Source organism: Streptomyces sp. NPDC058274, from assembly GCF_042881375.1.
Lineage (GTDB): Bacteria > Actinomycetota > Actinomycetes > Streptomycetales > Streptomycetaceae > Streptomyces.
In genome coordinates this window covers 14,113-29,684 of sequence record NZ_JBHVXW010000025.1, presented here as the reverse complement: position 1 = coordinate 29,684, position 15,572 = coordinate 14,113, and the positions used below count along the sequence as shown (strand labels likewise).

At 71.8% G+C, this 15,572-nt stretch carries 9 protein-coding genes; 6 read left to right on the top strand and 3 right to left on the bottom strand.

Annotation, left to right across the window (positions count from 1 at the left end; all coding sequences use genetic code 11):
* The first annotated feature begins 99 nt into the window (after nt 1-99).
* The 4 genes from ACFVYF_RS34060 (at nt 100) to moeZ (ending at nt 4,766) form a co-directional block, all read left to right on the top strand.
* Complete coding sequence (locus ACFVYF_RS34060; protein ID WP_389461655.1) at nt 100-1,341, top strand: hypothetical protein; 1,242 nt, start codon at nt 100-102, stop codon at nt 1,339-1,341.
* Between the two features lie 486 nt (nt 1,342-1,827).
* Nucleotides 1,828-2,787 carry an NAD-dependent epimerase/dehydratase family protein gene (locus ACFVYF_RS34055; protein WP_389461653.1) on the top strand — a complete coding sequence of 320 codons (960 nt, stop codon included), beginning with the start codon at nt 1,828-1,830 and terminating at the stop codon, nt 2,785-2,787.
* On the top strand, nt 2,775-3,524 hold the full coding sequence (locus tag ACFVYF_RS34050) for a spherulation-specific family 4 protein (protein ID WP_389461652.1): 750 nt from the start codon (nt 2,775-2,777) through the stop codon (nt 3,522-3,524). The genes ACFVYF_RS34055 and ACFVYF_RS34050 overlap by 13 nt, the downstream gene beginning before the upstream one ends.
* A gap of 63 nt (nt 3,525-3,587) precedes the next feature.
* The gene (gene moeZ, locus ACFVYF_RS34045) at nt 3,588-4,766 is read left to right on the top strand and encodes an adenylyltransferase/sulfurtransferase MoeZ (protein ID WP_389461650.1); all 1,179 of its coding nucleotides are present in this window, start codon (nt 3,588-3,590) and stop codon (nt 4,764-4,766) included.
* Nucleotides 4,767-4,957: 191 nt separating this feature from the next.
* Here moeZ and ACFVYF_RS34040 read toward each other — a convergent pair whose 3' ends face one another.
* The 3 genes from ACFVYF_RS34040 to ACFVYF_RS34030 all read right to left on the bottom strand — a co-directional run bounded on the left by ACFVYF_RS34040 (nt 4,958) and on the right by ACFVYF_RS34030 (nt 11,027).
* Entirely contained in the window at nt 4,958-6,514 is a 1,557-nt protein-coding gene (locus tag ACFVYF_RS34040) for an alpha/beta hydrolase (RefSeq protein WP_389461648.1), read from the bottom strand.
* Nucleotides 6,515-6,629: 115 nt separating this feature from the next.
* Complete coding sequence (locus tag ACFVYF_RS34035; RefSeq protein WP_389461646.1) at nt 6,630-8,177, bottom strand: alpha/beta hydrolase; 1,548 nt, start codon at nt 8,175-8,177, stop codon at nt 6,630-6,632.
* A 93-nt stretch (nt 8,178-8,270) separates the two neighbouring features.
* Nucleotides 8,271-11,027 carry a lysylphosphatidylglycerol synthase domain-containing protein gene (locus ACFVYF_RS34030; RefSeq protein WP_389461644.1) on the bottom strand — a complete coding sequence of 919 codons (2,757 nt, stop codon included), beginning with the start codon at nt 11,025-11,027 and terminating at the stop codon, nt 8,271-8,273.
* A 186-nt stretch (nt 11,028-11,213) separates the two neighbouring features.
* On the opposite strand from ACFVYF_RS34030, the gene ACFVYF_RS34025 reads away from it, so the two are divergent.
* Together ACFVYF_RS34025 and ACFVYF_RS34020 are read left to right on the top strand one after the other, a co-directional pair.
* Nucleotides 11,214-11,579 (top strand): MGMT family protein, encoded by a 366-nt coding sequence (locus tag ACFVYF_RS34025; RefSeq protein ID WP_389461643.1) that lies wholly within the window; start codon nt 11,214-11,216, stop codon nt 11,577-11,579.
* Between the two features lie 329 nt (nt 11,580-11,908).
* On the top strand, nt 11,909-15,478 hold the full coding sequence (locus ACFVYF_RS34020; RefSeq protein WP_389461641.1) for an ATP-dependent helicase: 3,570 nt from the start codon (nt 11,909-11,911) through the stop codon (nt 15,476-15,478).
* Nucleotides 15,479-15,572: the final 94 nt, after the last annotated feature.

Here is a 15,572-nt window from a genome sequence, read left to right as displayed (position 1 = left end):
GGCGAGGGTGTGGCTCGTGACGGCTTGAGTGGTACGGGTGTGGTTCGCGATGGCTTCAGCGGTACGGGTGTGGTTCGCGACGGCTTGAGTGGTACGGGTGTGGTTCGCGATGGCTTCAGCGGTACGGGTGTGGTTCGCGACGGCTTCAGCGGTACGGGTGTGGCTCGCGACGCGGTGAGCGGAGCGGGCGGGGTCGTCGGAACCGTCGAGGCCGGCCGGGTCGCCGGGGTCGGTCCGGAGGCGAGCCGCGTCGGTGGCGCGCGCAGGTCCCCGGGCCGGCGCGGCGCCGCGGACCCGGTGAAAGCCCTGATGCACCGGCACCGCGAACTGTGCCAACGAGCCGTGGACCCACTGGAGATCGCCGCGGGTCTGGAGGCGCACGGCGTCACCGACCGGACCGCCGCGCGCTTCCGGCACCGGGACGTCTTCTCCCTGGCCGAGGAGATGTACGCGCGCGTGGCACGCGACGGTGAGCCGACGCCGCCGCCCGCGGAGGCCGGTCCGCCAGGAAGGTCCGCCCGCTGGGCCGTGCTCGCACTGCTGCCGGGCGCCCTGTGCGCGGCAGCCGTGAGCGGGCTGCGGCTGACCGACGGACAGCCGCGCCTCGCCGTGGCCGCGGCCGGTGCCCTCGCCGTGGCGCTCGGCCTCCGGGCGGCTCTTCGGCACGGTCCCCTCAGCGCCCCGAACCGTACGACAACCTCCATCCGCACATCGACCTGCTGGCTCCTCGCCTACGCCCTCCTCGGCGACGGACTGCTGAGCGCCGGTCTGGACGGCGGACCCGACGGCTTCTGGCCGCCGGCCACCGCGTCGGTCCTGGCCCTCGCCCTGGCCTGCGCCCCCGCCGCCTGGTGCGCCCGGCTCTTCGCCGTACGGGCCCGCCGCAGGCTGACCGCGAGCCGCGGCCTCGAAGAGTTCGCCGCCTCTGTACAGCCCCTGGTCTTCGGGGTGTTCGGGCTGTTCCTGTGCGCGATGGCCGCGCTGCTCGCCCTGTGCGGCGCGGCGCTGGGCGAGCCGGCCGCGTATGCCGGCGCCGGATCCCTCGGCGCACTGCTTCTGCTCGCCCGGCTGCTCACCGTGCACGGCTTCGGCCACGCTCCGGCCGTGGTCCTCGGCGCCGCGGGCGTGGCCGAGGGGGCCGCCCTGGCCACGGTCTTCGCCGGCCGCCTCCCGGGCTGCTCGTTCCTGGCCACGCCCGTCGAGACCCTCGTCGCCGCGTGGGGTCCCGGGGCCGTCCCGGCCGTGGTGTGCGGTACGGCCGCCCTCGTCCTCCTGATCCACGCCACCCGCACTCTGACCCGCGCCTCGGCCCATGCGACGACCTCCGGAGCGACACCGTGAGCCGCGACCGAATCTCGGCCCCCGGCATCCCGTGTGCCGTGAGCGGCGACCCGGACTCCGGCCCCAGCCGCCGCGAGTCACGACCGAATCTCGGCCCCCGGCACCCCACTGCCGAGAGCGGCGACGCGGACTCCGGCCCTCGCCGCGGTGAGCCACGACCGAACCCCGGCCCCCGGCGGCCCCACCGCCGTGAGCCGTTACCCGAACCCCGGCTTCGACGTCCCTCACCGTCGTGAGCCGCACCCCGAATCTCGGCCCTCGACGTCCCTCACCGTCGTGAGCCGCACCCCGAATCTCGGCCCTCGACGTCCCCCACCGTCGTGAGCCGTGCCGGCCGCGAGGGACACAGCAACCGTCCCGAGCAGCCCCCTCTTCTCCCGCGGGGCCGACACCGCGGGCCTTCCTCCCGATCCACGGCACCACCCCTGAAGGAGAACGCCAGATGATCACCTCCCGAACCGGAGAGTCCGCCCCGGGAGCCGCCCGATGAGGGTCCTGCTGATCGGAGCCAACGGATATCTCGGCCGCTTCGTCGCCGACAGGCTGCTCGCCGACCCGGCCGTGCAGCTCACCGCGCTCGGCCGCGGCGACGACGCCGACGTACGGTTCGACCTCGCCTCGGGCAGCCCCGGCGCGCTCACCCGCTTCCTCGACGCGGTGCATCCCGGGGTGGTCATCAACTGCGCGGGCGCCACCCGCGGCGGAGCCCGCGAACTGACCCGGCACAACACCGTCGCCGTCGCCACCGTCTGCGAAGCCCTGCGCCGCAGCGGTTGCGGAGCGCGGCTCGTGCAGATCGGCTGCGGAGCCGAGTACGGACCGAGCCAGCCCGGCTCCTCCACAGCCGAGGACGCCGTACCGCGCCCCGGCGGCCCCTACGGCGTCAGCAAACTCGCCGCCACCGAACTGGTCCTCGGCTCCGGCCTCGACGCCGTCGTGCTCCGGGTGTTCTCCCCCGCGGGGCCCGGCACCCCCGCCGGATCCCCGCTCGGCCGGCTCGCCGAGGCCATGCGCCGCGCCATGCAGTCCGGCGACGGCGAACTCAAGCTCGGCGGCCTCGGCGTCCAGCGCGACTTCATCGACGTACGCGATGTCGCCCGCGCCGTCCACGCCGCCTCGCTCTCCGCGGCCCAGGGCGTCATCAACATCGGCTCCGGCCGTGCCGTCCGCCTCCGTGACGCCGCCGCCGTCCTCGCCCGCGTGGCCGGCTACGGCGGCGCGCTGCACGAACTCGACGGACCGCCCGGCCCGCTCAGGGCGACCATCGGCCACCCCCGCAGCGAACCGGACCCCTCGGGCCCCGCCGCGTACCCCTACCCGGACGGCTGCGGCAGCTGGCAGCAGGCCGACGTGCGCACCGCGCGCGACCGGCTCGGCTGGCGACCGCGGATCAACCTGGAGGAATCCCTCGCCGACATCTGGATGGAGGCAGCATGCCGTATCTGACCAGCACCGCATCGGGCACCGCGAGCACGGACTTAGGGCTCGGCTTCGGCATCCCCGGATATGCACACCCCCTCGTGGCCCCGCTGGAGTGGGGCGAACTCACCCGCCCCGGCACCCCGTTGCACTGGGTCGTCCTGAATGTGGCCCATGGGCCCGGCATGCGACCCGACCCGCACTGCCTGGAGGCGGCCGGGCGACTGCGCAACGCGGGGGTCCGCGTGCTCGGGAACCTCGACGTCGCCCACGGCACCCGCACTTTCGGGGAACTGGTCTCCGACGCGCACCGGTATCTCGACTGGTATCGGGTGGACGGCTTCTTCCTGGACCGCTGCCCGACCGAACGCGCCGCACTCGGCGAGATCCGTCGCACGGTCACCACCCTGCGCGCGCTGCGCGACGACGCCCACATCGTGCTCGGCCACGGCGCCCACCCGTATCCGGGATACGCCGAGAACGCCGACCAGTTGGTGACCTACTCGGGCCCCTGGAGCGACTACCGCTGGTCGCAGGTGGCCGAGTGGACCGCCGACTACCCGCCCGAGCGGTTCTGCCACTTCGTCCACGGGGTGCCCCGCGGCCATCTCGAAGAGGCGCTGCGCATCGCGCGCTGGCAGGGGGCCTCGACGATCTATTTCACCGACCGCACGGATCACGGGGGCCGGGCCGACCCCTGGGAGACCATGCCCGGCTACTGGGACGAGATCGTCTCGCGGATCGGAACGGGTGTCTCGGAATGAAGAAGGGCGTGGCAGTGTTACAGCGAGAACAATTGTAGTGATTGACCGACCAACGGAGTCCCCGTGTCGCTGCCACCCCTGGTCGAGCCCGCTTCTGAGCTCACCGTAGACGAGGTCCGCAGGTACTCCCGCCACCTGATCATCCCCGACGTGGGCATGGACGGGCAGAAGCGGCTGAAGAACGCCAAGGTGCTCTGTGTGGGCGCCGGCGGTCTCGGATCGCCGGCGCTGATGTACCTGGCCGCCGCGGGCGTGGGCACCCTCGGCATCGTGGAGTTCGACGAGGTCGACGAGTCGAACCTGCAGCGCCAGATCATCCACAGCCAGGCGGACATCGGCCGTTCCAAGGCCGTATCGGCGCGTGACTCGGTGCTGGGCATCAACCCGTACGTGAACGTGATCCTTCACGAAGAGCGGCTCGAAGCCGAGAACGTGCTGGACATCTTCAGCCAGTACGACCTGATCGTCGACGGCACGGACAACTTCGCGACCCGCTACCTGGTCAACGACGCGTGCGTCCTGCTCAACAAGCCGTACGTGTGGGGTTCGATCTACCGCTTCGACGGCCAGGCCTCGGTCTTCTGGTCCGAGCACGGCCCCTGCTATCGCTGCCTCTACCCGGAGCCCCCGCCCCCCGGCATGGTCCCCTCCTGCGCCGAGGGCGGTGTGCTGGGCGTGCTGTGCGCGTCCATCGGCTCCATCCAGGTCACCGAGGCGATCAAGGTCCTCACCGGCATCGGCGAGCCGCTCGTCGGCCGCCTGATGATCTACGACGCCCTGGAGATGCAGTACCGCCAGGTCAAGGTCCGCAAGGACCCGGACTGCGCCGTCTGCGGTGAGAACCCCACCGTCACCGAGCTCATCGACTACGAGGCCTTCTGCGGCGTCGTGTCCGAGGAGGCCCAGGAGGCGGCCGCCGGCTCGACGATCACTCCCAAGCAGCTCAAGGAGTGGATCGACGACGGCGAGAACATCGAGATCATCGACGTCCGCGAGATCAACGAGTACGAGATCGTCTCGATCCCCGGCGCCAAGCTGATCCCGAAGAACGAGTTCCTGATGGGCACCGCCCTGGAGACCCTTCCGCAGGACAAGAAGATCGTCCTGCACTGCAAGACGGGTGTCCGCAGTGCGGAAGTCCTCGCCGTCCTGAAGTCGGCGGGCTTCTCCGACGCCGTGCACGTCGGCGGCGGTGTGATCGGCTGGGTCAACCAGATCGAGCCGGACAAGCCGGTCTACTAGGCATCCGCTTTCTCCGGAGGGGCTCGGCACCATGGGTGCCGGGCCTCTTTCCGTTGCCCGGGTCGGCCCGGGTGCGAGCCCGCGGTTGCCCGCAGCCGCAGCCGTACTCGCAGTCGTGCCCGCAGCCGCACCCGCAGTCGCGCCCGCAGCCGCACCCGCGGGCGCGCCCGCCCACGTGCAGGCAGCGGTGGCTACGAGCCGCAGACCTTCCCGTCCTTCGGCACCGCCGCGTCCAACAGGTAGCTGTTCACCGTGGAGTCGACGCAGGCGCTGCCACGTCCGTACGCCCCGTGGCCCTCGCCCTTCCAGGTGAGCTCCACACCGACACCCTTGCCCAGCTCGTCGGCCATCTTGCGGGCACCCTCGTACGGAGTCGCCGGATCCCCGGTGTTGCCGACCAGCAGGATGGGCTGCGATCCGGGCGCACTGACCTCGGGGGTGTCGTGCTGACCGGGCACCGGCCAGTCGTGGCACCAGCCCGCCGTGTCCCAGCCCATGAAGTCGCCGAAGACGGGCGAGATCTTCTCGAACTCCGGCAGCAGCTTCTTCGACTCCTCGGGCGTCAGCCGCTGCTTGTCGTCCAGGCACGATATGACCCGTTGTGCATGCGTCGTCGTGCCGTAGTGCCCCGAGGAGTCCCGTTCGTTGTAGCCGTCGGCCAGGGTCAGCAGCTCCGAACCGTCCCCGTTCTCCGCGGCCTTCAGGGCGCTGGTCAGGGTGGGCCAGCCCTGCTCGCTGTACAGCGGCAGCACGATGCCGGTCAGGGCCAGCGTCTGCGTGAGCTTGCGGCCGGTCGACGTGGCAAGCGGCTTCGCGTCGATCCGCTTCAGCAGGTCCACGATCTTCTGAGAGCCCTGCTTCGGGTCCTGGCCGGTCGACTTCAGGTAGTCGTCCAGCGCGCGCTGGAAGCCCTGCGTCTGGTTCTTGGCGTGACCCACGGTGTCGGCGCTGGGGTCGACGACCGCGTCCAGCACCACGCGCCCCACGTTCTTCGGGAACAGGTGCGCGTACACACCGCCGAGCTCCGTGCCGTACGAGATGCCGAAGTAGTGCGTCTTCTGGTCGCCGAGGACCTGGCGCATCAGGTCCATGTCGCGGGCGGTGTCGGTCGTCGAGACGTGCGACAGCAGCTTTCCGGCGCTCTTCTCGCAGCCCTTGCCGAAGTCCGTCGCGTCCTTGAGGTATGCCTTCTCCTCACCGGCGTCGTCCGGAGTGGCGTCCACCGACTCGGCGGCCTGCATCTCCTTGTCGCCGCGACAGCGCACGCCTTCGCTGGCGGCGACTCCGCGCGGATCCCAGCTCACCAGGTCGTAGCGTTGCTGGAGCTTGGCGGCCGTGCCGGCGAACGACGGCATTGTGGAGACGCCCGAGGCGCCGGGGCCGCCGAAGTTGAACAGGAGGGAGCCGATCCGCTTGCTCTGGCCGCCGGTGGCCCTGGCCCGGATCAACGCGAGGCCGATCGTCTCGCCCTCCGGCTTCGCGTAGTCCAGCGGCACCTTGAGGGTCGAGCACTGCCAGACGCTGCCCGGCGCGGGGGAGTCCGCGGTGGCCTTGCACTCGCCCCAGTCGAGCTTCTGGGAAGTCAGCGCGGCCGGCAGCCCCGACGACGCACCGGAGGGGGACGTCGCGGACGGCGGGGTGGCACTGTCCTTGTTCTTGTCCTTGGCGTCATCCGACGAGCCGTCGCTGCAGCCGGCCACCAGCAACGCTGCGGCGGCCACCGCCGTCCACCGTGCGAAACGTGTCATGAGCTTCCCCCCTCGCCCGTGCCCCGCCCGAAGTCGCGGATCACTTGCACGCCATAGTAGGCGCCCGCGGCCGACGACCGTTATGGCCTGTGGATAACGCTTTGACCTGCAGTTTCTAGGAGCAGACGGCTCCGGCGGACGGCACCTTCCCGTCCAGCAGATAACCGTCCACCGCGCTGTGCACGCACTTGTTCCCGCTGTCGTAGGCACCGTGCCCCTGGCCCTTGTACGTCAGCTCGACGCCGACTCCGCTGCCCAGCGCGTCGACCATCTTCTTCGCGCCCTCGTACGGTGTGGCCGGGTCGCCGGTGTTGCCGACGACCAGGACCGGGGCCGACCCCGGCGCACTCACGTCGGGGTGGTCGGCGGCGCCGGCCACCGCCCAGTCGGTGCAACTGACCATGCCCCAGGCCAGATAGTCGCCGAACAGCGGTGAGGCGGCCCGGAACTGGGGGAGCTTTTCCTCCACGTAGTCCGCGGTGTAGCGGGGTTTGTCGTCGGCGCAGTTGATGGAGATGTTCGCCGCCGTGATGTTGCTGTACTGACCGTCCTCGTTGCGTCCGTTCATCGAGTCGGACAGCAGCATCAGCACCTTGCCGTCACCGTCGTACGCCTGCTCGAGGCCCTGGGTGAGGTACTCCCAGAAGTCCTTGGAGTACAGGGCCTGTGCAATGCCGTTGGTCGCGGCGGTCTGGGTCAGCTGTCGCGGGAAGACGCCGGGGATCGGCTTGCTGTCGAGGTCGGCCAGCAGCTTGGCGATACGGTCCTTGACGGCCTGTGCGGTGTCGCCGACCGGGCAGTCGTCCACCTTCGAGGTGCAGTCCTCGGCGAAGTTGTCGAGCGCGAGCTGGAAGCCCTTCGCCTGCCCGAGGGAGCTCTGTTCGGCCGTCTGTGTCGGGTCGACGACACCGTCGAAGACGGCCCGGCCCACGTTCTTGGGGTACAAGTGCGCGTACACGCCGCCCAGTTCGGTGCCGTACGAGATGCCGAAGTAGTGCAGCTTGGTGTCGCCCAGTACCTGCCGCATCAGATCCATGTCGCGGGCCGCGTCGGTGGTCCGTACGTGCGGAAGGGTCTTCCCCGAGTTCTTCTCGCAGGCCGTGTTGAACTGCTTGGTGTTGTCGAGGAGCGTGGTCTGCTCGGTCGCGTTGTCGGGCGTCGCGTCCTGCTGGAAGTACTCGTCGAGCTGCTGGTCGTCCTCGCACTTCACGCCGGCGCTGCGCCCGACTCCGCGCGGGTCGAAGCTCACCAGGTCGTAGCGCGTGCGCAGCTTCGCGTAGTCGTCGCCGAAGGCCGGCAGCGTGGTGACGCCGGAGCCTCCGGGACCGCCGAAGTTGAAGACGAGGGAGCCGATGCGCCGGCTCTGGTCGCCGCTGGTCTTCGCCCGGACCAGCGCGATGCCGATCGTGTCGCCCTTGGGCTTCGCCCAGTCGAGCGGGGCCTTCATGGTTGCGCACTGCCACTCGGCACCGCCGGGCAGTGGTGAGGGTGCGTTGCCGCCGCCCTCGGCCTCGGACGGCGCCGGACAGTTCTTCCAGCTCAGCTTCTGGGCCGTCAGATCCTCGTCGTCCTTCGAGTCGTCGCTGCAGCCGGTCATCAAGGAGGACAGCAGTACGGCGGCGGCGGTGAGGACAGTGGCGCGCAGTCGGGGCTGGTTCGGCATGATCCCATCCTGAGGTCGCACCGGACGGGACGCTCGGGGCACGGGCCGTGCGGGTGAGCGCGCCGTTCGTATCCGGCGCGCCTCGCGCGGACTCTAGAGCGCACCCTTGCGCGTCAGGTGGTTGAAGAACAGCCACCCCGGAAGCACCGGCAGCCACAGCGTCAGAAGCCGGTACAGCAGCACCGCGGGCGCCGCGACCTCCTTGGGGAGGCCGACGGCGATCAGACCGACCGTGAGCGTCGCCTCGACGGCGCCCACGCCGCCCGGGGTCGGCGCCGCCGAGCCGAGCGCGTTGCCGGCGAGGAAGACGACGGCGACGCTGGCGAGGCTCAGGGTCGTCGTCTCCTCGTGGCCGAAGGCCCGGATCGAGGCGTCCAGGCACATCACGAAGCAGGCGGTGAGGAGCAGCATGCCGCCGATGCCGGTGATCAGCTTCTGCGGTCGCTGCAGCACGTCGAGCATGCGCGGCACGACACCCGCGAACAGCGACCTCACGCGCGTGGAGACGAACTTGCGCAGGAAGGGCACGGACGTCACCACGAGCACCAGCACCGCGACCGTCAGCAGACCCGCGATGACCGTGCGGGACGGCGACAGGGACGGCGTCTTCTCGGTGCCGGTCAAGTAGCCGAACGACAGCAGCATCAGGATGTGGCAGCCGAGTCCGAACAGCTGCGAGGCGCCGACACTGGCCACCGCCAGCCCCGGACGGACCCCCGCGCGTTGCAGGAAGCGGGTGTTGAGAGCGACACCGCCGACGGCGGCGGGCGCCACGATCTTCACGAACGAACCGGCCACCTGTGCGGCCACGGTCCGCAGGAACGGCACCCGCTCGGGCACGAAGCCGAGCAGGCTCATCGCGGCAGCGAAGTAGCTCAGGGCCGAGAACAGCACGGCCGCGGCGACCCAGCCCCACTCGGCGCTGTCGAAGAGGGTCGCGAACTCGATGTGGGTCAGCTGCGTCAGCAGGAAGTACGCGCCGATGGCGCCGGCGATGAAACTGATCAGCGTGCGCGGCCGGATGCGCTCCAGCCGGGCCGGCTCGACCGGTGCCTGCGGTCTGATGAGCAGCACCTGGTGACGGATCTGCGTGAGCAGATCCTCCTCCCGCGCTTCCTCCACGGCGTCGTCGATGGCCCGCTTCTCGGCCCGCTGTTCAGCACGTACGGCCTTCTTGCCGGGTCTCTCCGGTACGGGCTCGGCGTCCGCGTGGGCTTCCTCGGAGCGGGCGAGCTTGTCCTGCCGGGAGGCCTCCAGGACCGCGTCCCGCTCGCGCTGGGCGCGCTCCCGGGCCAGTCGGCGCAGCGTCGCGCGCGTGGAGCGCGTCAGCGCGATGGGCTGCAGCAGCGGCAGACAGTCGGCGACCGCGTCGGGGCCCAGCACGCCGACGGCCGAGGCGACCGCACGTTCGGCGCCGACCCGCAGTCCGAGACTGGTGACCAGCTGGGCGATGTCCATGCGCAGCACCAGGTCACCGGCCGCGATCTCACCACCGCGCAGATCGGTGAGGATCACCTTGCCGGAACGATCCACCAGGATCGCGTCACCGGCGAGCCTGCGATGCGCGATGCGCCGCGACTGGAGCGCCTGCACCTGGTGCCAGGTGTCCCTGAGGAGATCGTCGGTGATCAGGTCGTCGGGCAGTGAGTCGAGGGTGCGGCCCCCGGTGTGCTCGTAGACGAGAATGACGGCGTCGGGGCCGAGTTCGGAGGTCGCGATCAGCTTCGGCGCGTTGGCGCCGGCCGCGATGGCGGCGTAGGCGAGGAGCGCTTCCTGCTCCAGGGCCTGACGCAGCGACTGGAGGCTGCGGCGGGTGGTGATGCCGCGCAGCGTCAGCCGGCGCCAGACCCGGTAGAAGAACCCCTGTGCCTGCTGTTCCCGGTCGACGACGGTGACGTCGAGTGGTGGGCCGTCCTCCAGGGTGACGAAGTAGCGCCGGCCCCGGTCGCCGTTCTCCGTGGTGTCCGGTGCCTCGTCGCGGGCCGCGCTCACCGGGCGGAAGCCGACGTGCCGCAGACCCGCCATGAGCGTCCGCCCGGTGGGGCGCACGTTGGGGGAGCCGACGGCGTACAGCGTCCCGTAGGCGACCGTCCAACCGATCAGCACGGTCAGGATGATCGAGAACGGAGTCGTGTAGCCGGTGACCAGCATCGAGAAGGCGTCGAGGAGCAGCACCACCCACAGCACCCCACGCCACCGCGGCCGACGCGACATGCCGACCGCGGTCATGTACGCGATGACGGGTGCGAGATAGCCGTGCACCGGGTCGGTGAGGGCGTGGATGTCGCCGGGTGAGGGCTGGGTGAGCGCTTCCTGGATGGAGCTCGGGGCGGCCTTGGCGACCCACAGGTCGGTGGCGAGTGTCACACCGTGCGCGAGGACCGCGGCGAGCACGCCGTCGGCGATGCGCAGACCGTCCCGCTTGATCAGCCGCTCGATGGCGAAGGCGACCGGCACCAGGAGGATCGCGATGCTCGACGCCAGACCCGCGATCTTGATCAGCAGATCGGGGGCCTGGCCGGTGCCCTTGTTGATGTCCTGTTCGAGACCCGAGGTGGTGCCGTGCGCGAACGCGGCGACGGCGAGCAGCACCGCGATCGCGAGGACGCCGACCAGCAGCCGCATCAGGTCCGAGGGACGGTGCACGCGCGCGGGGAGCAGCGGTTCGTCGCCCTCGACCTCGTCGTTGTGCGCCTCCTCGGCGCAGTCCCCGTCCTGTCCGGATCCGCGCTGATCCGTGCTGTCCGGCACGTCCTTGTCCCCGTTGTCGTCCGCGGCGGCGGTGTCCGGGCGCGACGACGCCTCAGAGGTGCCCTCCGCGTCTTCGGGGTGCACACCCTGCTGTTTCATCGTCTCTTCTTGATCTCGTATCACCAGTCACCGCCCGGATGATGGTGGCATGCCCGACCGACACACGGGGGCATGAGGGTGCAATACGGGGGCCGGACCACCTCTCCGAAGGGCCGGTGCCGGGTGAGGGATACGCACCGTCGCCGCCGCGTCACAGTGTCGGTGGGGTGGGGCAGGATGGGTCGGATGAGCGAGGAGAGCCTTCCGGCGGACGCCCTGCCGGAGTACGCGGAGCGGGTCCTTGAGGTCGCCGAGCTGATCCCGCCGGGGCGCGTCATGACGTACGGGGACGTCGCCGAGTGGCTGGAGGAGGGCGGGCCGCGGCAGGTGGGCCGCGTGATGGCCCTCTACGGAGGAGCGGTTCCGTGGTGGCGTGTCGTGCGCGCGGACGGCGTCCTGCTCCCCGGCCACGAACTGCGGGCCATGAACCACTATCGCGCGGAGGGCACGCCCCTCAAGGAGGCGAGCAGGGCCTCCGAAGGCCATCAGCCGCGCGTCGACATGAGACGGGCGCGATGGGACGGGGGCGAGCGCACGGAGGGTCACACCTGACAGCTTCCGCCATCGGGCGGGTGAAAGGGGAACCTGTGGCCCGTACGGGGGAAACCGGGCACACCCGTCGCATGCCGTACGTTCGAGCAGCGAGGGACGCACGTGGCCCGGGGGAAGAAGGGGAAGCCCTCCTTCCGCGGTGCGCACCGGCGTACCGTCTCCCACGGTCCCCAGCGGCGTGGCGTCGACGACGCGCGTCCCCCTCACCTCGTGGCCACCGCCCTCCACCCGCGGTGGTCCGCCCACCCGTCACCCGACCACCGCCCCTCAGCGACGGCGCTCCGCGCCGGCAGTGTCATCCCGCACAACCACCAGGACCGGCGAACCACGTGAGCTCCTCTTCTTCCACCAGGCACCTGTCGCCCCCCTCCGTGCGACAGGGAACCCGTGGCGCTTACCGACTGGTGCGTACCCCGCCTGCGCGGCCGGACCCCCCTCGTCTGGACGCGGCGCAGCGCTCGGTGGTTGACCACAAGGGCGGCCCGCTGCTCGTTCTCGCAGGTCCGGGCACGGGCAAGACGACCACACTCGTCGAGTCCGTGGCGGCGCGGATCGCCCGCGGAGGGGACCCCCGGCGGATCCTGGTGCTGACGTTCAGCCGCAAGGCGGCCGTCGAACTGCGCGACCGCATGGCACTGCGCATAGGGGCCGCGCGTGCCCCGCAGGCGACCACCTTCCACTCGTTCTGCTACGCCCTGGTCCGCGCCCATCAGGACAGCGACCTGTTCGTCGAGCCGCTGCGGCTGCTGTCGGGTCCCGAGCAGGACGTGGCGGTGCGTGAGCTGCTCGGGGGCCAGCCCGGCCTGGAGCGGCTCGGCCTCGCGCATGTGCGCTGGCCCGACGAACTGCGGGCCTGTCTGACCACGCGCGGCTTCGCCGACGAGGTCCGCGCGGTGCTGGCCCGCAGCCGTGAACTGGGTCTTGGCCCCGACGCGCTGGACGCCTTCGCCTCCCGTATCGGCCGCCCGGACTGGCGTGCGGCGGCCGCCTTCCTCGCCGAGTACCTGGACGTTCTCGACATGCAGGGAGTGCTCGACTACGCGGAACTCGTGCACCGCGCGGTGCTGCTGGCCCGGCGGCCGGGCGTCGCCGAACAGCTCGCCCTCCAGTACGACGCCGTCTACGTGGACGAGTACCAGGACACCGATCCCGCACAGGTACGGCTGCTGCACGCCCTCGCGGGCGGGGGCCGGAACCTGGTGGCCTTCGGCGACCCCGACCAGTCGATCTACACCTTCCGGGGCGCCGACGTGAACGGCATCCTGGACTTCCCGGACGCCTTCCCGCGCGTGGACGGCCGTCCGGCACCGGTCGAGGTCCTGGGTACGTCACGCCGCTCGGGCGCCGCCCTGCTGACCGCCACGCGGCTGCTCACCCAGCGCATGCCCCTGACCCGTCTCCCCGCGGAGAAGGTCCGCGCCCATCGCGGGCTCGCGCCGGTACGGGACGGCGGGCGCGTCGAGGTCTACACGTACCCGACGCCGGGCACGGAGCTGGACAACATCGCGGACATCCTCCGCCGGGCGCACCTGGAGGACGGGGTCCCCTGGAGCGACATGGCCGTTCTCGTCCGCGCCGGAGCCCGCACCATCCCGTCCGTCCGCCGCGCTCTGACGGCGGCGGGGGTCCCCCTGGACATCGACGGCGACGATCTGCCGCTGCGCCACGAACCGGCGGTGACGCCCCTGTTGACGGCGCTGCGGGCGGTGGCGACGGCGGAGGCGGAGTCCGTGTCCGCGGGTCCGGAGCCGTCCGGGGCCGCGTCGGGAGCGGCGGACTCCGGGGCGGCGGCGGCGGAGGCCCCGGGTTCGGATGCAGCCGAGGCCGGCGCGGCCGGGACGGCACCGGAGGCACCCGCGTCCGACGCGGGCGAGTCCGATGCGGGCGTTTCCGGGGCGGAGACCGACGTACAGACGCCCGAAGGGCCGCCGTCGGGCGCGGACCCCGAACCGTCCGACTCCGCGCCGGACGGCGAGGCACCCGCAACGGAAACAGCCTCGGACGCGCCCCCCGCGCGGGACGCCTGCTGGCTCGACACCGAGACCGCGCTCACCCTGCTCGCCTCCCCCCTCGCCGGCATGGACGCCGCGGACCTGCGCAGGCTCGGCCGCGCCCTGCGCGAGGAGGAGCGCGCCGCGGGGAACCTCGTCCCGCCGCCCTCGGACGAACTCCTGGCGCGGGCGCTGGCCGAACCGGAGCGGCTGGTCGCCCACGACCCCGCGTACGCCCGCGGAGCCCAGCGCCTCGGTGCGCTGCTGCGCAAGGCGCGGGAGCGTCTCGCGGGCGGCGGGACGGCCGAGGAGGCGCTCTGGGACCTGTGGGAGGGCACGCCGTGGCCGCGGCGCCTGGAGCGGGCCGCCCGGCGCGGCGGCGCGGCCGGGCGCAACGCCGACCGGGACCTCGACGCCGTGTGCGCGCTGTTCGCGACGGCGGCCCGCGCCGAGGAGCGCACCGGCGGCCGCGGTGCCCTCAACTTCCTGGAGGAAATCGAAGCCCAGGACATCGCCGCCGACACGCTCACCGGCCGGGCCGTACGGCCGGACGCGGTACGCCTGATGACCGCGCACCGCTCCAAGGGCCTGGAATGGCGGCTGGTGGTCGTCGCGGGCGTCCAGGAGGGCCTGTGGCCGGACCTGCGCCGGCGCGGCTCCCTGCTGGAGGCCGACCGCATCGGACACGACGGCCTGGCCGAACCCCTCACGCCCGGAGCGCTCCTCTCCGAAGAGCGCCGTTTGTTCTACGTGGCCGCCACGCGCGCGCGTGAACGCCTCGTCGTCACCGCGGTGAAGGCTCCCGCGGACGACGGCGACCAGCCCTCCCGCTTCCTGACCGAACTCGGAGTCGAACCCAAGGACGTGACGGGCCGCCCGCGCCGCCCCCTGTCCGTCGCCGCCCTGGTCGCCGAGCTGCGCGCGACCACCGTCGACCCGCGCGTCTCGGACACCCTCCGGGAGGCCGCGGCCCGTCGCCTCGCCCGGCTCGCCGCGCTCGGCGACGAGGACGGCCGCCCCTTGGTGCCGTCCGCGCACCCCTACCGCTGGTGGGGCATGTACGAGCCGACCGAGAGCAAGATCCCGCTGCGCAACCGCGACCAGCCCCTCGTGCTCTCCGGAAGCGCCCTCGACCAGCTCGCCAACACCTGCGCCCTGCAGTGGTTCCTGGGCCGCGAGGTGAAGGCCGACGCGCCGGCGACGGCCGCCCAGGGCTTCGGCAACGTGGTGCACGTCCTCGCCGACGAGGTCGCCTCCGGGCACACCCCGGCCGACCTCGCCGTCCTCATGGAGCGGCTCGACTCCGTGTGGAACGCGCTCGCCTTCGACGCGCCGTGGAAGTCGGCGCAGGAGAAGGAGCACGCGCGCGTGGCGCTCGAACGCTTCCTCAATTGGCACGTCATGGACCGCACCGGCCGCACGCCGGTCGCCAGCGAGCACGACTTCGACGTGACCCTCGAAGCGGGCTCCTACGAAGTACGCATCCGCGGCTCCATGGACCGCGTCGAGGCGGACGCCGAGGGCCGTGCCTACGTGGTCGACTTCAAGACCGGCAAGCAGGCGCCCAGCGCCGCCGACGTGGCCCGTCACCCCCAGCTCGCCGTCTACCAACTGGCCGTCGCCGAGGGTGCCGTCGACGATGCCTTCGACGGCGTACGCCCCGAACCCGGCGGCGCGGAACTCGTCCAGCTGCGGCAGGGCGCCGCCCAGAAGAACGGCGGAGAGACCCTCCCCAAGGTGCAGGCCCAGGAGCCCCTCTCCGGGGAGTGGGTCGGCGACCTCCTCGCCACCGCCGCGGGCAAGGTCCTCGACGAACGGTTCACGCCGACGACGGGACAGCACTGCACGCACTGCGCGTTCCGGGCGTCGTGCAGCGCGCGGCCGGAGGGCCGGCAGGTCATCGACTGACCGGCGGACCCCCGGGGGTGACGCGGCCTGAGTGACGTACCGCACCACGTGTGCTGACCAGCTCTTCTTCCGTCGCGACAGCCGAAAGCGGTCA